The organism is Chryseobacterium electrogenes, from assembly GCF_053553015.1.
Genome location: NZ_JBNPPB010000002.1, coordinates 979,287 through 1,002,699, shown reverse-complemented (window position 1 = coordinate 1,002,699; position 23,413 = coordinate 979,287). Strand labels below are relative to the sequence as shown.

23 protein-coding genes and 1 tRNA gene are annotated in these 23,413 nt (G+C 30.7%); 15 read left to right on the top strand and 9 right to left on the bottom strand.

What is annotated here, in order from left to right; translation table 11 throughout:
- Positions 1–16 precede the first annotated feature (16 nt).
- Positions 17–2,509, bottom strand: coding sequence for a hypothetical protein (locus tag ACQQ6V_RS04515; RefSeq protein WP_448844362.1), 2,493 nt, complete (start codon positions 2,507–2,509; stop codon positions 17–19).
- Positions 2,510–2,538: 29 nt separating this feature from the next.
- Positions 2,539–2,970 (bottom strand): type I restriction enzyme HsdR N-terminal domain-containing protein, encoded by a 432-nt coding sequence (locus ACQQ6V_RS04510; RefSeq protein WP_448844361.1) that lies wholly within the window; start codon positions 2,968–2,970, stop codon positions 2,539–2,541.
- 8 nt (positions 2,971–2,978) lie between these two features.
- On the opposite strand from ACQQ6V_RS04510, the gene holA reads away from it, so the two are divergent.
- From holA to ACQQ6V_RS04485, 5 genes are all read left to right on the top strand, one after another.
- The gene (holA, locus tag ACQQ6V_RS04505) at positions 2,979–4,016 is read left to right on the top strand and encodes a DNA polymerase III subunit delta (RefSeq protein ID WP_448844360.1); all 1,038 of its coding nucleotides are present in this window, start codon (positions 2,979–2,981) and stop codon (positions 4,014–4,016) included.
- Between the two features lie 193 nt (positions 4,017–4,209).
- Positions 4,210–4,971, top strand: coding sequence for an alpha/beta hydrolase (locus ACQQ6V_RS04500; RefSeq protein WP_448844359.1), 762 nt, complete (start codon positions 4,210–4,212; stop codon positions 4,969–4,971).
- A 238-nt stretch (positions 4,972–5,209) separates the two neighbouring features.
- Entirely contained in the window at positions 5,210–6,178 is a 969-nt protein-coding gene (gene trxB, locus ACQQ6V_RS04495) for a thioredoxin-disulfide reductase (RefSeq protein WP_448844358.1), read from the top strand.
- Positions 6,178–6,546: a fluoride efflux transporter CrcB gene (gene crcB, locus ACQQ6V_RS04490; RefSeq protein ID WP_448844357.1), complete on the top strand. Its 369-nt coding sequence runs from the start codon at positions 6,178–6,180 to the stop codon at positions 6,544–6,546. The genes trxB and crcB overlap by 1 nt, the downstream gene beginning before the upstream one ends.
- Positions 6,547–6,671: 125 nt before the next feature.
- Positions 6,672–6,756, top strand: a tRNA-Ser gene (locus tag ACQQ6V_RS04485).
- A 241-nt stretch (positions 6,757–6,997) separates the two neighbouring features.
- Here the strand turns inward: ACQQ6V_RS04485 and ACQQ6V_RS04480 are convergent.
- From ACQQ6V_RS04480 to ACQQ6V_RS04465, 4 genes are all read right to left on the bottom strand, one after another.
- A complete protein-coding gene (locus ACQQ6V_RS04480; protein WP_448844356.1) occupies positions 6,998–7,726 on the bottom strand; it encodes an isochorismatase family protein in 729 nt (242 codons plus the stop codon).
- A gap of 312 nt (positions 7,727–8,038) precedes the next feature.
- Positions 8,039–9,439 carry a serine hydrolase gene (locus tag ACQQ6V_RS04475; protein WP_448844355.1) on the bottom strand — a complete coding sequence of 467 codons (1,401 nt, stop codon included), beginning with the start codon at positions 9,437–9,439 and terminating at the stop codon, positions 8,039–8,041.
- Between the two features lie 104 nt (positions 9,440–9,543).
- Complete coding sequence (locus ACQQ6V_RS04470; RefSeq protein ID WP_448844354.1) at positions 9,544–10,644, bottom strand: helix-turn-helix domain-containing protein; 1,101 nt, start codon at positions 10,642–10,644, stop codon at positions 9,544–9,546.
- A 193-nt stretch (positions 10,645–10,837) separates the two neighbouring features.
- Positions 10,838–11,284 (bottom strand): KTSC domain-containing protein, encoded by a 447-nt coding sequence (locus ACQQ6V_RS04465; protein ID WP_448844353.1) that lies wholly within the window; start codon positions 11,282–11,284, stop codon positions 10,838–10,840.
- A gap of 424 nt (positions 11,285–11,708) precedes the next feature.
- On the opposite strand from ACQQ6V_RS04465, the gene tyrS reads away from it, so the two are divergent.
- Both tyrS and ACQQ6V_RS04455 read left to right on the top strand, forming a co-directional pair.
- Positions 11,709–12,914, top strand: coding sequence for a tyrosine--tRNA ligase (gene tyrS, locus ACQQ6V_RS04460; RefSeq protein ID WP_448844352.1), 1,206 nt, complete (start codon positions 11,709–11,711; stop codon positions 12,912–12,914).
- A 389-nt stretch (positions 12,915–13,303) separates the two neighbouring features.
- On the top strand, positions 13,304–14,218 hold the full coding sequence (locus tag ACQQ6V_RS04455) for an alpha/beta hydrolase (RefSeq protein ID WP_448844351.1): 915 nt from the start codon (positions 13,304–13,306) through the stop codon (positions 14,216–14,218).
- A 247-nt stretch (positions 14,219–14,465) separates the two neighbouring features.
- On the opposite strand, the gene ACQQ6V_RS04450 is transcribed toward ACQQ6V_RS04455, so the two are convergent.
- Together ACQQ6V_RS04450 and ACQQ6V_RS04445 are read right to left on the bottom strand one after the other, a co-directional pair.
- Positions 14,466–14,699 carry a hypothetical protein gene (locus tag ACQQ6V_RS04450; protein WP_448844350.1) on the bottom strand — a complete coding sequence of 78 codons (234 nt, stop codon included), beginning with the start codon at positions 14,697–14,699 and terminating at the stop codon, positions 14,466–14,468.
- 12 nt (positions 14,700–14,711) lie between these two features.
- Complete coding sequence (locus ACQQ6V_RS04445; protein WP_448846173.1) at positions 14,712–14,876, bottom strand: GldL-related protein; 165 nt, start codon at positions 14,874–14,876, stop codon at positions 14,712–14,714.
- A 212-nt stretch (positions 14,877–15,088) separates the two neighbouring features.
- Between ACQQ6V_RS04445 and ACQQ6V_RS04440 the strand changes: the two genes are divergently transcribed.
- From ACQQ6V_RS04440 to ACQQ6V_RS04415, 6 genes are all read left to right on the top strand, one after another.
- Positions 15,089–15,559 carry a hypothetical protein gene (locus ACQQ6V_RS04440; RefSeq protein WP_448844349.1) on the top strand — a complete coding sequence of 157 codons (471 nt, stop codon included), beginning with the start codon at positions 15,089–15,091 and terminating at the stop codon, positions 15,557–15,559.
- A gap of 229 nt (positions 15,560–15,788) precedes the next feature.
- Positions 15,789–17,006, top strand: coding sequence for a hypothetical protein (locus ACQQ6V_RS04435; RefSeq protein WP_448844348.1), 1,218 nt, complete (start codon positions 15,789–15,791; stop codon positions 17,004–17,006).
- Positions 17,007–17,080: 74 nt separating this feature from the next.
- Positions 17,081–17,500 (top strand): hypothetical protein, encoded by a 420-nt coding sequence (locus tag ACQQ6V_RS04430; RefSeq protein WP_448844347.1) that lies wholly within the window; start codon positions 17,081–17,083, stop codon positions 17,498–17,500.
- A 75-nt stretch (positions 17,501–17,575) separates the two neighbouring features.
- Positions 17,576–17,998, top strand: coding sequence for a hypothetical protein (locus tag ACQQ6V_RS04425; RefSeq protein WP_448844346.1), 423 nt, complete (start codon positions 17,576–17,578; stop codon positions 17,996–17,998).
- A 75-nt stretch (positions 17,999–18,073) separates the two neighbouring features.
- Positions 18,074–18,517, top strand: a complete 444-nt coding sequence (locus ACQQ6V_RS04420) for a hypothetical protein (protein WP_448844345.1) — start codon at positions 18,074–18,076, stop codon at positions 18,515–18,517.
- 52 nt (positions 18,518–18,569) lie between these two features.
- Positions 18,570–18,947 (top strand): hypothetical protein, encoded by a 378-nt coding sequence (locus ACQQ6V_RS04415; RefSeq protein ID WP_448844344.1) that lies wholly within the window; start codon positions 18,570–18,572, stop codon positions 18,945–18,947.
- 21 nt (positions 18,948–18,968) lie between these two features.
- Here the strand turns inward: ACQQ6V_RS04415 and ACQQ6V_RS04410 are convergent, their stop codons facing one another.
- On the bottom strand, positions 18,969–19,478 hold the full coding sequence (locus ACQQ6V_RS04410; protein WP_448844343.1) for a hypothetical protein: 510 nt from the start codon (positions 19,476–19,478) through the stop codon (positions 18,969–18,971).
- A gap of 271 nt (positions 19,479–19,749) precedes the next feature.
- Between ACQQ6V_RS04410 and ACQQ6V_RS04405 the strand changes: the two genes are divergently transcribed.
- Both ACQQ6V_RS04405 and ACQQ6V_RS04400 read left to right on the top strand, forming a co-directional pair.
- Positions 19,750–21,438, top strand: coding sequence for a T9SS type A sorting domain-containing protein (locus tag ACQQ6V_RS04405; RefSeq protein WP_448844342.1), 1,689 nt, complete (start codon positions 19,750–19,752; stop codon positions 21,436–21,438).
- Positions 21,435–23,396, top strand: coding sequence for a hypothetical protein (locus tag ACQQ6V_RS04400; protein ID WP_448844341.1), 1,962 nt, complete (start codon positions 21,435–21,437; stop codon positions 23,394–23,396). The genes ACQQ6V_RS04405 and ACQQ6V_RS04400 overlap by 4 nt, the downstream gene beginning before the upstream one ends.
- Positions 23,397–23,413: the final 17 nt, after the last annotated feature.

Genomic DNA, 23,413 nt, shown 5'->3' with positions numbered 1-23,413 from the left:
CGCTGTGCTTTTTAATTTATATCAAAGTCTTTTTCAGACCTTCCATTAAGCCTTGCCATAGCATATTAAAGAAAGAACGTGTTGGCTCTCGTTTCTTCTCAATTTTTTTACTATCAGCATTTTCTTTAGAATCATTTCGGATTAATAAGTTGACAACTTTACTTATAAGTTTACGCTTTTCGCCGCTTTTCTTATTCATGAAATTAACGTAAAGGTCATTGTAAAGCAATAAGAAATCACCTTTTATCACGGTTTTATCACCTAGGTAATCAAATTTAACCGTATGGATATCGCCATCCAATGATATGTTAAGATAAGGTCTGACAAAAAGATTGACATTATCAGCAGATAGTTTGCTAACAACCCCATTGATTTTAAAAGCATCCGTCTTATCCAAAACATCGAATGTCCAGTATACCTTGCTAGGCGCAGAGCCATAGAAATCAAAATTGGTGTTTACCTTTACAAGAGTAGGTTTACCAGTGATCTTCCCATTGCCAACATCCTTAATATTAGCATTGAAATTACTCATATACAGTTTTCCTGGTTTATTATTATTTACCGCATCTTCCTCATATGAGATATAAGAATTCTTAAGCTGGATTTCTTGGATGTACATTGGCATCTTTATATTCCTAAGTTTTTCGCTAAACATAGATCTTAAAGCTATGTCTTCTGGTGGAGCCAGATCATGATAAATACTACATCTAACGCCGTCTAATATAATTTTATCAAGCTGAATAGTTTCGTGTTTTTGAAACAAATCTATCTTATCAAAGACTACAATCTGCTTTGCAGTAATATCATACAAATCTTCTTGCTGCTTAATCACTTTGCTAAAGGCTTTGCGAGAATATTTTGGCTTAAAAGCGAAATCTGTGATCTTAGTTTCTTTACCTGAATTATCAATTGATTTTGCTAATAAATTATAGTAACGACCAGCATCTAGGTTAAAATTTCTTAGGTTAATATGATGATTGGCAATTTTAAAAGGAATATCATTCTTTATCAATTTAGAATCCGAAGTCAATTGATTTAACTGAATGTCAAATTTTTGTACACTCATTTTTTCTTTTCCATTGGCTTCAATTTGTTTGAAAGAGCCATTCTCAAGAGTTATTTTCCCAATTAAAGCTTGAAAATCAAATTCGGATTTCTGAGCCTTAGGCGTTGATTTTGGTGAAGATTGTGCCGCAATCATTTTGATTTTAGGAGATTGAAGCTTAATTTCACTAATGTTTAGATTTAATTTAGAATTTTTTAGTTTAGATTGATTATTGACGATTAATAACTTCTCTAGATTAATGTCCCAAAGATTTTTATGAGGATTTTTCCCAATAGGAGTAAGGTGAAAACCTTCTAGATTAATATTTTGATTATTAGAAAAAGCTTTGTCTAACGTTAATGACTGATGATTATCTGCTCGGAAATAAACGTCAGAAATATTAATGTCATGATTGTTAAAATGAAAAGGAATCTTCTCTTTTACTGTGTTTTTATCAAAAACGATATCGCTTAATTTTACATCAAATTGTTTTACAGAAGCTTGTTTCTCAAGTTTAGTATTTTCCACAAGTAATTGTCCGCTTTGCAATTCTAAGTTTTTCAGAGCAATTTTGATATCAATCTCTTTTGGATTCTCTTTAACAATAGATTTGTTGGTAGAAATTATTTTGAGATTGGGTGATACAAAGATTGTTTTATCAGCAATCAAGGAGTCATTATTAATCCAAATTCCATCGGCAACAAAGCGTTGCATTTGAAAATCGAATACATTTTTGGCATTGTATAGATGTGGTTTCTGAGTCGGAATAAGATGAAAATTATCCATCTCAAGATGTTTGTCTTTAGCCGAAACTGTTTCTGCTTTTATTTGATAAAAATCGTTAACGGTTAACAATAATTTTTTAGCATCAATTTCGAAACTTTTAAAAGCTAAAGGTATTTTAGAAGGTTTATTATTGAGGCTAATTTCTTTTAAATTCAAGCTTAACGTTTCGCTGCTAGCATAACCTTTCCCAAGAGAATCAAGAACATTAAGTTTGGCATTTTGTACTACAATATTTTTTACATTGATCTCTGGATTGCTCTTAGAATCATGCTTTTTATTATTCTTTTTAGTTAATTGAATATTAAGATTTGGATTGATTATTTTAATGTTTTCGGCGATGTATTTTTTACTGAAAATAGCTTTTATGATTTTCAAATTCTCAATATCAAGATTGGCAATTGTACCATTAATCTGAGTAATTTTAGAATCAGTTGGATTTTTAGTATTTATATCAATATTTTTAAGATGAAGATTACCACTTAATAAACTAACATCAAAACTTTCTAGCTTAACATTGTAAGGTGTTTTTTCGTTAATGATATCCGGTAATTTCTTCTTAAGATAAGCATCTAATGCAAAGGGAAATATTAAGATTATAATAAGAAAGGAAGCTCCAACAATTAGTCCGATTTTCTTCCAATTAATCTTTTTTTTCGAAGAAGTAGATTGTTGCGCCATAAGATATTTGTGTTTTTAGTTTTATTATTTTATTCAAATTTCACAAAATGATAAGCGCCGTTTTCATATTTGGCTTTTATATGATGCAGGCCATTAGTTAATATAATTATTGGGGCTTGCAAAATACTATTGTAGCGCGCAATTTGCTCAAAATGGGATTCATTAAGAGTGATGCTAGGCGCTTTGCATTCTATTAAAATCTGAGGTTTTGTACGAGAAGTCACCAATAGGTCAATTCTTTTCGTTGTCCCATTCAATTCCAACTTTTGTTCCAAAATAAGAGAAGAAGCAGATTTTTTTTTAATTTTAAGAAAATAACCTATCCAATGTTGACGTACCCATTCTTCTGGCGTAAGCACTAGCCATGACTTTCGTACAGAATCATAAATAAAAAATGTATCTTTGTCTTGCTTGATTTGAAAATCAAAATCTCTACTAAAGTTAAGTTTTGGAAGTTGCATAAAGTCTGATGAAAGATATAGAAATAGTCCTCAAAAGTATTAAAAATAAAGCGTTTTTACCAATTTATTTCATTCATGGTGAAGAGCCTTATTATATAGACCTAGTCACAAAACATTTTGAAAATGATGTTTTAGAAGAAGACGAAAAAGCTTTTAATCAAACCCTGGCTTACGGCAAAGACACCAATTATGGAGAGATTTTTTCCTTAGCTAGACAATATCCAATGATGGGCGATAAGCAATTGATTATCGTAAAAGAAGCTCAGGATTTAAAATTAGACGAAGAAGAGACCAACGCTTTTCTCAGTTATCTACAGAATCCTGTATCGTCAACTATTCTGGTATTTGCACATAAGCATAAGAAATTAGACTCCAGAAAAAAAGTATCAAAAATCCTCAAAGACAAAGGTTTTCTCTTCGGTTCAGATAAGATAAAAGACAGTCAGTTGCCAGCTTGGATACAAGAAGAAATCTCAAGATTGGGCTTGAAATCTGCTCCTAACGTTAATCACATTTTAGCAGAATATCTAGGCAGTGACTTATCCAGAATTGCCAATGAATTAGGCAAGTTAAAAATTATTCTAAAAGAAGGAGAGGAGCTTGATGGTAAAGTTATTGAGCAACATATCGGGATCAGTAAAGATTTCAATATTTTCGAGTTACAGAAAGCTTTGGCAACAAAAAATCATGACAGAGCATTAAGAATCGCTTATTACATGGGGAAAAATAAGAAAACCAATCCTATCCAGATGTCATTAGGTTTTCTTTACAAATATTTTTCAGAAATTATCATGTATCATACCATGATTGGTCAGCCACCAGCAGCTATTGCCTCTGAGATAGGGATTAATCCTTATTTTATTAAAGATTATGCAGAAGCAGCACGATTTTATCCACTAAAACATGCAACCAGAGTAATATCCATCCTTAGAGAAATGGACCTGAAATCCAAAGGACTTGGCGTAAGACAGATGGAAGATGAGGAGATCTACATTGAGATGATATATAAAATTATCCATATCGATCAGCTCAAAGTTAAGCTTTAATATTAGGGCGTCTTTTCCGCCTACGTCTTCAATCTTTTTGCTCGGCATAGCCTCTCGCAAAAAGGATTTCCAACTTCGTCGGGACGCGGTATGAGTTACCATTATAAAAATATTTTACAATAACGGAAAACCGTTACGTACAGATAATCATAAATATTTAACTTTGACCTCCTAATAACCTTGTTAAAAAATTATGAAATTATTTTATTTCCTTTGCCTTGGAGGATTGGTTTTGTCGTGTACAAGTAACAAAAATTACAAAGTCGTACCTGTAGTACAATATCAAGAATTTGAAAAAACTTATCTGGATACTTCCAGAAACCGTGATATTCCTGTTTGTTATTACGTGCCTAAGAATTATAAAAAAGAAAAGTTACCTCTCATTATATTCAGTCATGGATATGGTCGTAATCAACCTGGAAGTAATAAAGAATATAGTGCCTTACTCAGTGAGTTAGCATCTAACGGATATTTTGTAGTTTCTATTCAGCATGAACTTTTTAAAGATGAGCTTCTTCCTCTAGAAGGAAAGGCGCAATTAGTCCGCAGACCCAATTGGGATAGAGGTGTGCAAAATATTTTGTACGTTTATAATAGGGTAAAAAAAGACTTCCCTGAGCTTAACTATAATCAAGTAACTATCGCAGGCCATTCTAATGGAGGAGACATGAGTACTCTTTTTGTCGAGCAGTATCCAAAGTTAGTGTCTAAGTTAATTACTTTAGATCAAAGGAGATATGCTTTGCCGTATTTTAAACATCCCAAAATATATTCTTTAAGATCTAGCGATCAATTGCCCGACGAAGGTGTTTTGCCTCCTCAAGATGAACAAGATAAACTCGGAATGACAATTATAAAACTCAAAAAAACCATACATAATGATATGGATGATAGTGGGTCTGAAAGCCAGAAAAAAGAAATAGAGAATTATTTTTTGGATTTTCTAAAGAGTTAATTTTATTTAGTAATTATCAATGTATAATCATTAATAATTACTCATTATAATGGTGTTTTTATGTTTTTACTTGAGTGTCAAGGCTAAGCTGTTAATCTGAAAATAACAATATTAATATTTTTTAATCCTATTTAGAAATCAATAACATTGAGAAAATTCATCAACTAAAATTATTAAAAATCAAATATTATCACGATTTTTGACCATTGATAAAAATTAAAAATAAGTTAATAAGAATATGGAAAATATTTTAGATTGCGTTATTGTAGGATCTGGACCTGCGGGTTTTACAGCAGCAATTTACGCTGCTAGAGCTAATCTTAACCCAGAATTATTCACGGGATTAGAGCCAGGAGGACAATTAACTACAACTACAGAAGTAGAGAATTTCCCTGGTTATCCAGAAGGAATTACAGGATCAGAAATGATGATGGAACTTCAAAAGCAAGCAGAACGCTTTAATACAAAAGTTCATTATGAAATGATTTCAAAAGTAGAATTCTCTAAGAACAAAGGTGGTCTGCATAAACTATCCACTGGGAGCAGAGAGATTCTAGCAAAAACGGTTATAATTTCTACTGGTGCAACAGCTAAATATCTAGGCCTAGACGATGAGAAAAAGTATGCTGGAGGCGGTGTTTCTGCTTGTGCTACTTGCGACGGTTTTTTCTACAGAGGCAAAGATGTAGTAGTGGTTGGTGCTGGCGATACTGCAGCAGAAGAGGCAACTTATCTTTCTAAAATCTGTAATAAAGTAACTTTATTAGTGAGAAAAGATCATTTCCGTGCTTCTAAAGTGATGGTTGATAGAGTAATGAATACCGCTAATATTGAAGTGAAATTCAACCATGAGTTAATCGCAATAGAAGGTGAAAATAGTATGGTAGAGCGTGCAGTTGTGATTGATAATGTTTCTAAAGAAGAATCTAAAATAGATGTTCATGGTATTTTTATCGCTATTGGGCACAAGCCAAATACTGATATTTTTGTTAACCAAATTGAGTTAGACGAAAACGGATATATCATCACAGAAGGCAAGTCATCTAGAACTAATTTGCATGGTGTATTTGCGGCAGGAGACGTTCAAGATCACCATTATCGCCAAGCCATAACTGCAGCCGGAAGTGGATGTATGGCAGCAATGGATGCCGAAAAATATATCGGAGAATTAGAGGGTGATAACCATAATTGGGTAGAGCAAGATTAATGTTTAATAACATTATATACATTTTTATTGGAGGCGGGGTAGGCAGTGTATTGCGCTACCTCGTTTCTTATTATGGACAGAAATTATGTAATATCGGGGTATTTCCGATAGGTACTTTATTGGTTAACATAATAGGATGTTTTATAATGGGGTTGTTATCGGCATATTTTCTTAAAGTTGATAATAGTTTTAAGTTTTTATTAATAACAGGTTTTTGTGGCGGCTTTACCACTTTTTCTGCTTTTTCTTCAGAAAGTATAGGTTTGTGGCAAGCCAGTCATTATTATTTAATGTTTATTTATATCTTTTCTAGTGTAATTTTAGGGCTTATTGCAGTTTTAGTAGGCAGTTATTTAGTTAAGATGTAACTTTTTGTGATTGAAAACTAGATTGTTAATGAGAGAGTCTTGTTTTTTTTACAAAATAATTTTGAAGATATATAAAAGCTTACTATATTTGCACCACTGAAAACAACGATGCAATCGGTGTTTAAGGAGAGATGGCAGAGTGGTCGATTGCGGTAGTCTTGAAAACTACTGACTGTAACAGGTCCGGGGGTTCGAATCCCTCTCTCTCCGCAAGTTGAGAGACCAAAATAAGCTAAAACGCTGTAAATACTATTATTTACAGCGTTTTTTGTTTTGTGCTAGAGTCAAAAAAAATGATGAGTTTTGCAACAGTTATCGATGTTATTTACAGTTTCTATTTTATTCCAATATTTAATTTTGTTTAGTAGAAGCCGATGCTTTTTCATAAAAACTAAATTAAAAATATGTGAAATTGAAAACCATCGCTTACAAAAAATAGTACTACAGGGATTTAATTAGTGATAAGGCTTTGCCATTGTGCAGGAAGTTGATTGGCTTGCTTTGCTTCTGGCGTTGCCCAACTTACCACCATGTCTGCTACAAATTGCCTGATGGTTGTAATATCTACTCCGTAGTGTAGCATTTTGTTAAACTGAATAGTATCTGTATAAGCAGAATGAGAGGAACAGCAATCTGCTATTACCTTACAATTGTAGCCCAATCCCAATGCAGACATTGCTGGCAAAGACACGCATTCTTCGGTAGAAACACCACCAATTACAATATTTTTGCGTTTTGTTTTTTTTACAGCTTCGGCGAATGCTGGGTCAGAAAAAGCATCCACAACACCGTTTCTTTTAATTCTGTTTGCATATTCTGTAGGAAAAATTTTTTCGAAATACGAAAATAGCATTCCTTTTCTTGCTTCTGTTTCTTCACTAGATGTGAAAATTATTGGCATATTAAATACTTTCGCCAATGCCATTAACTTTAAAGTGTTGGCTTTTAAATCATCAAGAGGATAAGATGGTGAGGTTTTTGCAATTCCGTCTTGGTAATCTACCATAAGAATTACAGAATCGCTGTGCTTAAATGTTACATATTTGTCTGTCATATCATCTTGTTTTTTTGTTGAACTTATATCGTCTGGAGTAGTTTTATCAGCACCAAATAAACTGAGTGGAAATAACGGCAAAATGCCTGCTAATCCAAATGTTTTTAAAAAATCATTCCTTTTCATAATTGTGTTTATTTTTAAAATTGTTTTATAACTTTTTATAATTGTATATCTATTTATTTAGTTTCAAAGATGCATAGGACTTTTAAAATTACTACTAACGGGAAAGTGCTTTGCGAAGCACGGAAATTCGAAGAGCCAAAAGTTCTGAAAATTAATAACCGTAGCAAATTCTTTTTGACTTTGTCGAACCATCTCGTTAGGTTTCAGTTTGTTAAATTAATCAAAAAAATAATATGAAAAGTAATTTGTGAATTATTTTGATTGAAATTTTAGCTTTCACAAAATCTCATTTAATCTAGATTTATAAGGATATTATTTGTGTATTTCTTTCTCGATTTTTTCTATCATTCTCTCGGCATTTCCGTTAGTCCCACCAAAATTGATTGCTTTTTTATAGCTTTCTAATGCCTGATCGTATTGTTTATTGTTGTAATAGACTTCACCTAAACTATCAAAGATATTAGCGTTTTTTGGAAACTCTTTTGTTGCTAAATTAAATATTTCAATAGACTCATTAATTTTGCCAGCTCTTAATAATTCATAGCCTAATTTATTCAACTCGTTGGGGTTTTCAAAACTGTATTCATCTTTAGAATTTTGCTTAAGCAAATGATAGGTTTCAATTGCTTTGTTTAAATTGGTAAGTGCGTCTTTTCTTATCGATTGATAGATTGATTTTTTAGGAATTTCGTAGTCTTTACCTAACATTATATTATGAATTATATGTCCCAAATCCCATACTTTGTTGAGATTATTAGATAAGAGTATTATCGTAATATTATTTTTAAAATCGTTTAAGAAAATGGATTCAAATTTATACGATATTCCATTATGCCGTTGCATATCATTTGTTTCTATGTACGTACCAAGTGATCCACCTTGATCTTTTGCATAAGGATTATACAACAACGTCTGGAAGGATTTTTTAGATATTAGATGATTTTTATTCATTGCATCAATCCATTTGTATAAATCATTAATATCAACCCAAAGCCATCCACTGATGAATTCTAATTCTGGACATCTAACATTGTCCATGTCATAGCAAGACGTTCGATTTTTATAGCGTAATTGGGGATCAAAAACAGAATTTGTCATTTTCAAAGGCTTAAGAATATTGTTTGTGACAAATTCTTGGTAAGAGGTACCACTAACTTTTTCGATGATTCTTCTTTGTAAAAAAACATTAGCATTGTCATATTTGTAGCCTGTTCCGGGTTCAAATAATAATGTGTCATTGCTTCTCAGTATCTTCCATGCTTCTTCATCATTTTTAGGTACTATAAGTTTGTTTTCAATATTAGGAATACCGCTGGCGTAATTAATAAGGTGACGTATGGTGACCTTTTCTGACCATTTCGGTAATCCTAAATTAAATTTAGAAATGGGATCGTCAAGATTAAGAAGACCTCGTTCTGCTAACATCATAACGGACACTGCATTAAATTCTTTTGCGATAGAACCACTATTAAATATTGATTTACTATTCAAGCGATTTTGTTGCGTTTCATCGGTAAAACCCAGAGATTTTTGATAGATGATTTTACCATTTTTAGCGACAAGTACATTTCCATTGAATAAATTTCTTTGGTAGGACTTGGTCATTAAGTCATCTATTTGACTGATTTCTATTTTTTGCTTTGTCGCTTTTTGGGCAGAAAGGAAATTTGTAAATAGAATAGCTATTAACAATAAGAGAAAATGATTTTTCATTGAAATTAAATTTTAGAAATTTTTCTACAAAACTGCTCTAAAATGTATTGATACGCGACCGAGTAAAAAAAGTCGAACGCATTTTTCATGAAAAAGTAGAGGTTTTACTGATTTTTGCGGAACTCTGTTGGCGTCGCTCCTGTATATTTTTTGAAAGATGTACTAAATGATGACTTAGAATTGAAGCCTACCTCATATAGGATTTCGAGAATTGTTAAATCTTTTTTAGATTGATCTTTTAAAATTTGTTTAGCTTTTTCAATTCGATATTCATTAACAAAATCAAAAAAATGCTTGTTCATATATAAGTTAATCAACGCAGACAAATCTTTTGCAGGCATTTTAAACTGTTCTGCTAAATCCTGAATTGTAAGGGATGAATCTAAATAAGGTTCATTTGTAATCATAAAAGCTTTTAAAGATTCTATCTGCTTATTTTTTTCATCATTAAGCTCAAGTGACGGTTTTTGCTTTTTAGTAAGCTCTGCAATTGGTTTTAGTTCAGAATTTACGCCTCTGAAGAATTCAGGCTTATTTAATGCAATAAATAGATACCAACAAGTACAAAAGAAAAAAGAAAACCCATCTAAGATTACAATCCATTGTCTAAATTCTCCATAACCAAATAGGAAAGTAACTAACCATCGTATCAATACTAAAAAATGCAAAACATAGTATAGAATTGTGATTTTATAAAGTGCATTAAGTATCGAGATATTGGGATTGGTATAATTCTCGAGATAGACAGTTTTAGATTTTCTAATCACTAAAAACGAAGCAATAAAATAGACTTGAAATAAAACTTCGAAAAGAATATGAAAAAATTGCATGATGCGTGATTCACTCAATGCATTGATAAAGTTTATTTTAGAAGCTCTTTCTTCAAAATAAACTCCATACATCATATATAAATTGAAAGCTATGAATGGGATCGTGTGCCATAAATGTTTCGGTTTTAATCGAAACTTGGAAAAACAAACCGATAAAACATAAAGATAAAATGATGCTGAAACCAAATAATTAATACTCCAACGAAATACCTCGAGGTTAATATAATTAACAGGGAATTTATGCATTAAAAACTTACAAGCATCTATAGCACAGTTGATAAGAAAGAAGGCGAGAAGCCAATTAGAAACCCTATTTTTTGTTTTTACCGTTAACAAAAATAAAGCAAGAAAAAGCACTACAAAAATACCGATCATAGCGCTTATTTCTAAAAACTGAAGCTTATCCATAATGACAATCCAATTGCTATGAAACACTAATCGTATATCTCAATACTTGCAGAAGTTGCAAATATATAGAATTTTGATGGTCGTATGCCACAGCCTTTTTATTTAATAGTCGCTTCAGTTTCAGAATTTACTTAGAGGATATCTTAAAATCAATTTGTAATTAATCCTCTGCCGCTGTAGATGCTTTTCTAAAAGTGAATTTCCCGTAAATATGTCTTCTTGCAAAACGACTAGGAGAATCAGAGTTGATCATTTTGATATAAATATTTCTAGGAATGCCCATATACTCATAAGTTACACCATTTGTATGTATAACGTAAAGAATTTGTTTCTCTAAATAAAAATCTTGAATGATAGAATTGGTAATGGTTTCCGTATATTCTTCTAGATTCTTATCGTGTGTTTCTTGGTTAATGCTGACTAAATAATGGTAGGCTTCAATAATACTTTTACTACTTTCTTCTGCAGCTATTTTTCCTGCTTCATCATTAACAAATTTATCAGGATGAGTATCTTTCATTACATTTCTATAAATCGTTTTTAGATCTCTAAGCGATGCATCTTTATCAACACCTAATAATTTTCTGAATTCGTTAATTTGTTTCATACCTTAGTTACTTATTAGCAGCTGCAAATGTAGGTTATTTTATTCCCAAATTTGAAGAATAATTAGATGGTTTTTCTGCTAATGTGTAATAAAACCATTTAAGTTCGGAAAGCGAAAAAAAAATAGATTAATTTTAAGATATAAAATACTTTAAAAATCAATCTGGAAGAAAAGAAGGAAATATCATTTCTTAGAAGATGGCGGTAAACAAATTATTTGTAAATCAAAATAATATATACTATTTTTGCCACAGAATGAAATACACAAACAACATTTTGCCTTTTCCTTTCTTCAGCACTTATTATGGAATAATATCTGCTCGGAAAGGCTGTGTCTGTTTCATAAAGAATATCTAGCGTATTATATTTAATAACATAACCTAAAAGCCCGAGTTTTTAACTCGGGCTTTTTTATTTTCAAAAAAATGGAAACAATTAAAAAACTTAAAGAAAATGTAGAAATTATTCTTCCAGAAAACGGACTGGAAGAAAAACTTGTACAAGCGCAAAAGGAAAACCGAAAGTTGATTATTAAACTTGGCTTTGACCCAACGGCGCCTGATTTACATCTGGGACATGCAGTTGTTTTAAAAAAGCTTAAGCAATTCCAAGATTTAGGACATCAAATTGTGATTTTAGTAGGCAGTTTTACGGCTAGAATTGGTGATCCTACGGGGAAAAACAAAAGTAGAAAACCGCTTTCTACAGAAGATGTACAGCATAACGCAAAAACTTACCTCGATCAGTTATCTAAAATTATCGATGTAAGTAAGGCAAAAATAGTTTTTAACTCAGACTGGCTAGATACACTTTCTTTTTCAGATGTTATTCAGGTTTTGTCCAAAGTGACTGTTGCTCAACTGATGCATAGAAATGATTTTAATAAACGTTTCACAGAAAATAGTCCTATTGGGATGCACGAAATGATTTACCCGATATTACAAGGCTACGATTCTGTAAATATCAAAGCAGATATTGAAATGGGAGGAACTGATCAACTTTTCAATTGTACCATGGGAAGACAGCTACAAGAAACCTTTGAAATGAATCCTCAAATTGTAATATGTATGCCTTTATTGAAAGGCTTGGATGGAAAGGAGAAAATGAGTAAGTCGCTCAATAACATTATTGGGATTACGGATGAGTCTACGGATATGTTCGGGAAAACAATGTCTATTCCGGATAGTTTAATAGATGAGTTTTTAGACTTAGCAACTGATTTTTCTATTGAAGAAAAACAATCGCTCAGAGAAAGATTGGCAAGTGGAGAAAACCCAATGAACATCAAAAAAGTTATTGCTAAAAATATTATCAGTCAATACCATAATGAAGAAGAGGCTCAAAAGGCGGAAGATTTTTTTATTAATCAATTTCAAAATAAAAATTTTGAAGAAAAGATTTATGAACCAATTCTAATTTCTGAGATTCAGGCAGAAAATGAAATCATCAGTTTGTTAGATTTATGCGCCCAATTGAAAAAAGGACAGACGAGATCGGCTATCAGAAGATTGATTGAAAGTGGTGCTGTCCAGATTGACAATGAGAAAATGACAGAACCTTATGCTGATATTACTCTGAAAAAAGAGACTAAAATTAAAATCGGGAAAAGAGATTTTTACGAATTAAAATAGTGAAATCTTAATGTAAGAAGAGATTTTTATAATTTAAAATTAATATCTGTAAAAAAGCGAATTGATAAATAGAGTAGTTTATTGATTTGCTTTTTATTTAGTAAAAGAATATCAGAGCGCTAATTATGTTGGTGTAAACATTTCTAGCTTGTAATATATAGTTGCTAAATAAATAACGTTAGTTTTATTCAATCGGTATAATTGTTGTAAAATATGAATTTAATTACATTGATTAGGTTTAAAAAATTAACATTAATTATATCTATTTAAGTATAATTTATTTATAAATTGCAGGTGCTTACAATTTTAGAAGAAGAAAGTTTAATAAAGTCAAGCGATTAAAAGATCACAAAAAAACATTAAATAATAAATCTAAAAAAAACATATAAATGGAAAAGAATAGAATGTCAGATGCTGATAGACAACAAGTTGAAATTGCACGTAAAGATTACCGTAGTTTGATACCTTTAGCAGGTACTAAAGATGAAGTTGCTCATATTCATGAGATTAATATCCCAACGGAAGATCCTAATAGAACCATTTACTCTAAGTTGTTTATTGGTTTGGGAAACAATGATGACAAGCGGACGGTGATTTTATTTATTCATGGTGGGGGATTTGTATCTGGTGATTTAGATACGCATGAAGTGTTGTCAAGGGCTTTGGCTAATCAGAATCAAGCGCTCGTGCTATCTATAGACTATCGTTTGGCTCCCGAGCACCAGTTCCCAGCAGGGTTTGAAGACTGTTATGCGGCTTTGCTATGGATTAAGGAACATATTGGGGACTACGGAGGAGATGTCAACAAGATATTGGTTGCTGGTGATAGTGCTGGAGCTACTTTAAGCACAGCATTGGTGCAATATTTAAGAGATAAAAAAGAGTCAAAAGTTAAAGTTTGGGCACAACTATTATTTTATCCAACATTATCACCTTATATGAATACAGAATCGTTCAAAGCTTTAGGAAATAAATATTTTCCGACATTTGATATTGGTAATTTTGTAAGAGAAATGTACATCGAAAACTTCGAGAAAGAAATAACTAATCCTTATGCTTTTCCGTCGGTTGGGGCAGTTGATAACTTACCGCCAGCACTTGTTGTTGTAGGAGGCTTAGACCCGCTTAAAGATGAATGTAAAGATTATGCTGATAAACTAAAAGAAGCGCAAGTTCCTGTTTTTTTTAAAGAATATCCTGGAGTAGAACATGGGTTTGTTCAGTTTTTTAAGCAAGATGTTAATGTACAGCAAGGCGCAGAAGTTATGAAGGATATTAGTGATTTTATCAAAAAATTAGCTTAGATAAGCTTTTTTTTTAATAATATTAATTTCAGATCTTATTAACTCTGTATTTATTATAATATCACATAAAACTGTCTATTAAAGGCAGTTTTATGTGGTTAATTATGTAATGAGAGTTTCAACTTAGCATTATTAGCAGTTTATAATAAAATTTTTGAAAAAATCAAAAAATCCTATTTAAATGTACTTTTTTTTAAATGATGGAGTTGTGGACGGTTACTAATGTTAGCTGTAGTTTTTTTCATATTTATTTCAAGATATTAATTACTTTTTTAAAGTCAGACTTATGAACTGCAATTGGAATTAAATTAGCATCGAGCAAATAGGCTGTTTTAGTTCTATGTCTTCCATCTGAAAAAGATATTTTATTAAAATCGTGATTGCAAATTTCAACAATTGGAGGATCTAAGTAAATATCATTATCCCAATTATGTAATATTCTAGCAACTCTACCGTCATTTAGTTTTTCATTGTTAAACAAATAATAATTTTTTTACCTATTTAAAAACTCTTTAAATTTTGGACTTGTAAATAGTTTATATAGCAATAAAATGATTCCAGAAATCTGAAAAATAGAACCTATTACTAGAATTATGTTTCCAGAAATTGGTCCAAAACTCCAATGAGTAATTTTAAAAAGAGCCCCAACAATACTTATTAAAGTTCCAATTAAAAAAAATGTAAATCGTTAGAGAAAAATTTCACTGATTATGGCTATAATTGAGAGGGGTTTTATAAACATATAATTTTTAAATTTGATATAATGAACTTCATGAGAAAAATTTAATATTTTATCCTTCAAAAGAAAGAAGAACAGTCAGATTAATAAGGAAATAAAATGGAGTTTTGAAGCGTTAAGTTTAAGATGATATGAAAGATATGCTAGACGGATTTAATCACAATAAAATTATCCAGAAAATAAAACAAAATATTGAGAATGATTATTCTGATAAATTCACATACGCCATGCCAGATTGGGCTATGATGAGTGCTGAGCCTGATATTATATCTATTCTTGATATTCATGGCAAAGAAGGGCTACAGGTAGCAAAACAAAAAGTGAATTTCCCAGTTGATTTTTATAATATTTCTTCTATTTCTGAGTATGTTGATTTTCTATCTAACCAAATGGATTGTCAGAAAGAGATAATAGGCTATGTCGTTTTCTATAACAAAAACATGCTTATTATTAAAGATCCTAACTATTTACAGGATTTGACCGTATTTCAAAAAAATGAGATTAAAAAATCTAACCAAGCTGAGTCGCAAGTTGATATTTCTCTTATAATTCTGGATCAGAATTGGAACAAAGTTAATTCACTTGATGATTTGTTAAGTTAGTTGAAATATAACTCTAATAAATACGCATTATCTACAATTAATAAAAAAATAGATTAAGAGATTTAAAAAGAATATTCCCAGCTAACGAAAATGTATTTTATGATTTTTAACAAAATTCAAGAGGCTAATTATTTTTATAATAAAAAAAACTTAAATAATATGTAGTTTGTTTAGGATGTATTTAATTTTATAGAAAATTAAACTTTGCAAAATATATAAGAAAAAGAAAATGGATAATAAAGAAATCTGGATAGACGGAGAAACGCTTTTTTATAAAGATCACGGTAATATTGAAAATGCAAATATTCTGTCATTAAAATATGCTTACGTACAGATTTTAGGCGATGTGCCTTTTCTCTTTGTTTTTGCAGATTATCAGCGCTATATATCTACTGAATTGCTGGGTTTTGAAGAAGTTTATCATCAATTATCGGATCGTTTTCATTTTGATAACGAAACTTTTTTTGCCGTATGTAAAGCCAAGAAAGAAGATGAGAAAGTGAAAATATGGGCGAAAAAAATGCCTCAGAATTATCAAATACTAGAAGAGTATCAGGAGGATGGCGATTTGGGTTATGAAGTCTATACAGAGCCAAGACAGATGATATCCTGGGAAACTACTTACGAGCAATTAGAAGCTTTGGATTGTGTAGAAGCCTATTTTACAGATTTTGGCGCTAAATATTTAAGATTCAAATTTCCTGTTAGAGTAGAAAGTATTCTTATCGATCAATTAGAAATATATGCAGACAATGTTAGTGTTAATCGTCCTGTACAAGAGTTTTTCGTAGATCTGTATGATGCAACCAACACAGATGAGAGTTACAAAAAGCTACGAGAACTCTGGATTGATGATAGTATTGATATTGACCAGTACGGTTATGAAAGAGAAGATCAATGTCATCTGCAATTTGCTTTGGCAAACGGTATAAGTGTTTCTATTTCCTATACTTATGATAAAGAGTATGGGTATGACGACGGAAGTACATCGCTTCATCTCTATAACAAGAGAGAATACAAATATTTTTTAGAGAATAAAGAATATGAAGAAGTGATGGAGATTTCAGAATTAATATCATTCTCCAATCAATTAGATATAAATATTAAATATGTTGATAATGATGGCGTTAAGCATATTCCGCTAAAAGTAAAAGAATTACTGAAAGAGGAAAGTGGTATTTGGATCGACAATGCCAATCATAAAATAGGATTTGTGGGACTAGATACTGCATTGATTTTAGACTTAGAAAAAATTGAATATTTTACGTTTCAAAATGTTCTTCCTGCAAGAGGATCAGGATATGCAGATTTTATTGTTCATCTTACTACCGGAGATTATCTGTACGTTTTTGTAGAAGATACATATTTCTTCGATCAGTTTGCCAAGCAATTGAAACAAATGACAAAAAAGCCAGTTAAAATCCCAGAATCATATTACAATGATTAAAAAACTTGAAGTTATCACATAATCGTTTTCTACAACATAATTAGATTAAGCATAAACCACAATTAGATTAAAATATGAAGAATACCGTTTATATTTTTTTATTTATTTTTTTACAATCTTGTATTGATTGTAAAAGAGATACTGAGACGGCTTATAATGATGAATGTAATTTAGTTGTAGAGATACCGCCTTCAGAATATCCTAATTTATTTAAAACTAAAGGCTACGATCCTATTACTCAGGAAGAAAAAGTTTGTAATAATGAAAATAGATGGTGGGATGAATATAAAAAAGAGATTGAAGTAGGAGATACTATTGTTAAGAAGAAAGGTGAGTTAACATTTTATATTCATAAAAAAGACACTATAATAGCTCATGATTGGGTATGTTATGATGGAGATGGTAAACATGTATACTTCGATCAGTTTGCCAAGCAATTGAAACAAATAACAAAAAAGCCAGTTAAAATCCCAGAATCATATTACAATGATTAAAAAACTTGAAGTTACCACATAATCGTTTTCTACAACATAATTAGATTAAGCATAAACCACAATTTGATTAAAAATATGAGAAATTTAATAATATTTTTATTTTTATTTACTTTTTTTCAGTCTTGTACTGATTGTAATGGTTATACAAAAATAATTTCTAACGATGAATGTAATTTAGTTATAGAAATACCGCCTTCAGAATATCCTAATTTATTTAAAACTAAAGGCTACGATCCTATTACTCAAGAAGAAAAAATTTGTGATAATGGAAATAGGTGGTGGAATGAATATAAAAAAGAGATTGAAGAGGGAGATACTATTGTTAAGAAGAAAGGTGAGTTAACATTTTATATTCATAAAAAAGACACTATAATAGCTCATGATTGGGTATGTTATGATGGAGATGGTAAACATGTATACTTCGATCAGTTTGCCAAGCAATTGAAACAAATAACAAAAAAGCCAGTTAAAATCCCAGAATCATATTACAATGATTAAAAAACTTGAAGTTATTACATAATCGTTTTCTACAACATAATTAGATTAAGCATAAACCACAATTTGTTTGAAAATATGAGAAATTTAATAATATTTATACTTGTGTTTGTTTTTTTTCAGTCTTGTACTGATTGTAAAAGAGATACAAAGACAGCCTATAATGATGAATGTAATTTAGTTGTAGAAATACCGCCTTCAGAATATCCATATTTATTTAAAACCACAGGTTATGACCCTGTTACAAAAGAAATGAAGATTTGTCATAATGATAGTAGATGGTGGAGTTTATATATAAAAGAGATTGAAGTAGGAGATACTATTGTTAAGAAGAAAGGTGAGTTAACATTTTATATTCATAAAAAAGACACTATAATAGCTCATGATTGGGTATGTTATGATGGAGATGGTAAACATGTATACTTCGATCAGTTTGCCAAGCAATTGAAACAAATAAAAAAAAACCAGTTAAAATCCCAGAATCATATTACAATGATTAAAAAACTTGAAGTTACCACATAATCGCTTTTTACAATTTAATTGGATTAAGCATAAACCACAATTTGATTAGAATATGAAGAATATATTAATACTTGTTTTTTTGTTTGTGTTTTTTCAATCTTGTATTGATTGTAAAAGAGATACAAAGACAGCCTATAATGATGAATGTAATTTAGTTGTAGAAATACCGCCTTCAGAATATCCATATTTATTTAAAACTACAGGTTATGACCCTGTTACAAAAGAAATGAAGATTTGTCATAATGATAGTAGATGGTGGAGTTTATATAAAAAAGAGATTGAAGTAGGAGATACTATTGTTAAGAAGAAAGGTGAGTTAACATTTTATATTCATAAAAAAGACACTATAATAGTTCATGATTGGGTATGTTATGATGGAGATGGTAAACATGTATACACTAACAGAGAAGCCTCATCTGGCAATAATTAAATTTATTATTTGCAATTATTTTTATAGCATTACATCTAATTCTTCTATAACAGTTGACTCTTTTTTACATTCATTAGAACAGTGTGAGCAACTACAATTTCCGCCAAATATTTCTGCATTACATCCATGTGAACATTGAGTAGACGTACATTTACACGATTTACCTTCACTGATTAATGCGGTTTCATTATGATTAGTAGAAAAGATATGTGCTACGCTAATTCCGTTAGATGCTTTAGCTTGTAATACGTAAATAGTTTTATTTGCATCTTCTTCTTTTTTTTCAAGCTTAGTTAGCTTTCTTAGTGTGATATCTTTCAATTTTTGATCAGGATTTAGATTAGCCTCTTTACTAATTTGAGCAATGACCTTATCAGCAGATAATTTTTTTTCAGTATCTGATTTCGAAACAAAATGATTGGATAAAGGGTTATTAGTATTGATTGTTTTAACAACTGAATTTTTTGTTTCACAAGAAAACATAACAATAATTAAAAATAAACAGGATAATAAATTCAATAATATTTTCATGATAAATATTTTTAATTAATTTATCTAAAAATACGAATAATATTTTATAAAAATGAGTTTTAATGTTTTTTTTTATCAAAATTGAAATAAAAAAAAAGAGTAGTTAATAAACAAGATATTTCTATTCTGAATTCATTGTTTAATACTGGTTTTAGTTATATTTTTAATCTAAATATTATTTTTTGCTTTATTTGTTTTATTTTTTTTAGCTTTAAGTAGTAAAATTTAATTATATTTAATGACTTTAAATTAATGAAAAAATCTATAGTATATGCAAAAGTTTTACATCAGTATATTGAGTTTAATGATAAGCATTGGAGTATTTAGCCAAAAAATAGCTTGGCAACGTGATGTTTCTTCTTCTTCACAGGATTTTCTCTCTAATTTAACATCCACCATTGATGGTCAAATTCTATTAATAGGAAGTAGTATCCAAAGCGATAGTCAACAGACAAGAAGTAATATAGTCAATAATGGTTACGATTATCATATTATTAAAGTAGACCAACAGGGCCAAAAACTTTGGGAGAAATACTTTTCGGGAAATCAACATGATTATCTAAGTTTTAGTCTAGCTACAAAAGAAGGTAGCTTTTTGTTGGCTGGTACATCTTATTCTAGTAAAGGACTAGATAAGAAATATCAATCCTTTGGAGGATCAGATATGTGGATTATCAAACTAGATGAAAGTGGTAATGAACAATGGCAGAAAACAATTGGTACGAGCCAAAATGAGGAAGCTATAACGGCTGCTCAGACAACAGATTTGGGCTACATCATTGCTGGTAGCACTAATAATAAAAAGTTAAGTTTTGGTCAAAAGGATGTTATGCTGGTGAAACTAGATAGCCAGGGTCATATCATCAATCAATTAATTTTAGGAGGTAATGGTATGGATGAAGTGGAGAGTATTATTGCTACTAAGGATGGTGGTGCTTTATTGGGTATCTATTCTCGAAGCCAACAATATAAAGGAGATTTGAAAACTTCAATTAAATATGGGAGTTTTACTAAAGAAAATTCTTATCAAGACTCTAATGATAGTAATGGTATCGCCAATGTAATAGGCGTTGGGTATAACTCGTCAGAGGATGATTCTGAAATTCATTTTTATGCTAAACAGTCCGAAAATTATGGCGATGGTGACTTTTGGATTGTAAAAGTAAACAAAAGTGGAAAGGTGGAGTGGGAGAAGAGTTTTGGAGGTAAAGAAGATGATCATATCAGAAGCCTCAGCCATACCGATAATGGTTACGTTATTGGTGGTGAAAGCAGATCTCAAGTATCGGGTAACAAGCAATCAACCATTAAAGAAGGGACAGATTTATGGTTGATTGCTTTGGATGAACAAGGTCAAGAGCAATGGCAGAAATCTTACAACTTTGGTAATCGTGACATTTTGATGAGTCTTAATACTATTAATACTCTGGATAACAAGACTAAAGGTTTTTTAATCGGTGGATATACACAATCCGAAGGACAGAAAAAGAAAAATGACGAAACCTTTTGGATGTTGTATGTAGATCATAATGGCGAAGAAGTTTGGAGAAAATATGTAGAAGGCGAGGCTAAAAAGAATCAAGAACGCCTGACCAGTGCGATATTAACGAGAGATGGCTCTTATATCTTGGCAGGGACTAGTGCGGAAGAATTAGGAAAAGAAAATTGGAAAATTATTAAGCTAAAAGATTCTCAGATAGAAGATTTAATAGGTAACAAAAATATTCAGATTTATCCTAATCCAGTTGGCAGTTATTGTTATGTAGAGATTGGAGTTAGCTTTACCGAAGCCGATCTATACATGTACGATATGACAGGACGCTTAATCGAGCAGACTAAGACTAAAAATAAGATTACAAAGCTTAATACCGCAAGTCTTCCACAAGGTGCTTACATCATAAAAGCCCAAACCAACAATCCTCAAAACCAAAATCTAACCACTAAAATTATTAAGGAATGAGAAGAAATGTCTTGATATTAGTTTTATTACTAGTTAATATTATATTGCTTAAAGCACAATTGGGAATAGATAATTTAGGATTTCAAAATAAGAATTTAATTCCTGTACCTGTGACAGCAGATACTTATAGTCTATCTAAAGTTGGGAAGTTACCTATGGATCTTTTTAGAGGAAAAGCGAATATAAATATACTAATTTACAATATATCAGTCGATGGCATTAATATTCCTATCTCGTTATCATATAATACAGGAGGCATAAAATTAAATGAAGTTTCTAGTATTGTAGGATTAGGTTGGTCTTTAAACATTCCTGGTTTTATTAATAAAACAATCTATGGGAAAGATGATTCTGATGTGCCTTTTTTTAGTAAAGATATTATTACCTATGGATCATACGATGGATATGTCTCGCATACAGCTTCTGATGATGAACGAAGAAATAATTTATGGCATATATTCAATGGATTATATGATTTAAAGCCAGATCTATTTAATTATAATATTCCTAATGTATCAGGTACATTTATTCTCAAAGAGAATATAGGCCTAACAATACCATATGAGGATGTGAAAATTGATTATATTCATAGTCCATCTATTTATGGAAAACAGTTTAAAGTTTCAGATTCTCAAGGTAATATTTATTGGTTTTCTACAAAGAATCTTTCTGATTTTTCAGACCCAACTTCTGCTTTAAGTTTAAATGTTAATTCTGTTACATATAAATTAGATAGTATTAAAACTGCAGCTAATAAAGAGGTGAAGTTTTTTTATAACAAAAATATTGGTTATACAGAACGAAATTCTATTGAGAAAGTATACACCAGTATAGGTGAAAATCATGCTTCAGTTGACAATTGTTTAAACCTTCCTCCCAAGTATGAAAAATGGGAATCACAAACAAACAATAGTGAGAATTTGATTACTCGAATTGAATTTCCATTGGGAAGTGTTGAGTTTAAATATTCAGATGATAACGAAGAATTAATAATTGAAAATGAATTATATAGGAAAGATCTTAATAGTGTAAACGGTGTAGCATTAAGACAAATTGTTGTGAAAGATTTGTCAAATCATATTGTATCAGAAAATAAGCTTAATTATGGTTATTTTAAAAGTAGTGGTAGTCAATATGATTATGAGAATTATAGATTAAAACTTTTGAATGTGCAAAATGTTTTATCTAATACCTATCATAAATTCACTTATAATGAGGAGATTTTGTTTCCACCTAGAAATTCTAATAATGATGATTATTGGGGGTATATTAATAGTATAAGTAATTCATCAATGTCTTCTAATATACCATCCTCACTAAAATATCCTATAAGCTTACCTATTAATCTTAATACAAGAGATAGAAGTGCTAACCCTGATTTAATACAGGCAGGTATACTTATTTCTATTGAATATCCAACAAAAGGAATAAAGAATTTATATTATGAAAGCCCTCAAAATGAAAGTATAAAAGATCTGATGCTACTTATTCCTTATAATGGTATGCACAAAGACGTATCAAGCTTTTATGATCCAGAAGTTATTTTTTCTGATGTAGGTGCAATTTCAGATAGCTATATTTATGAATATTCTGATTTTCCTCAACAGTCTTTGGATCATAACGTACATTATAGTTTCAATAATTCATGTACTAATGCAGAGAACACAGGACCTGGAAATGAAGTTCCTCCATGGACTGAAGAGGCTCCTACAATGTGTATAGGTACCATTATATTTGTGGACCCCATTACTGATGAAGTTAGACCTAGTATGCCTAGAACTTCTGGTGGATGGCTTTTTGAGGGAACTTATACAGGCGAGTTTCCTGTTAAAATTAAGGCAACAGTAAATAAAATAGGAAAATGTAACTGTTCGATTACTACAGCAATTAATTGGAAGGAATATGTCAAAAGTACAGAAACTACAAGGACTTATCTACCTGGTGTGAACGGTAAGTAAAAATGCAGAGTTTTTGG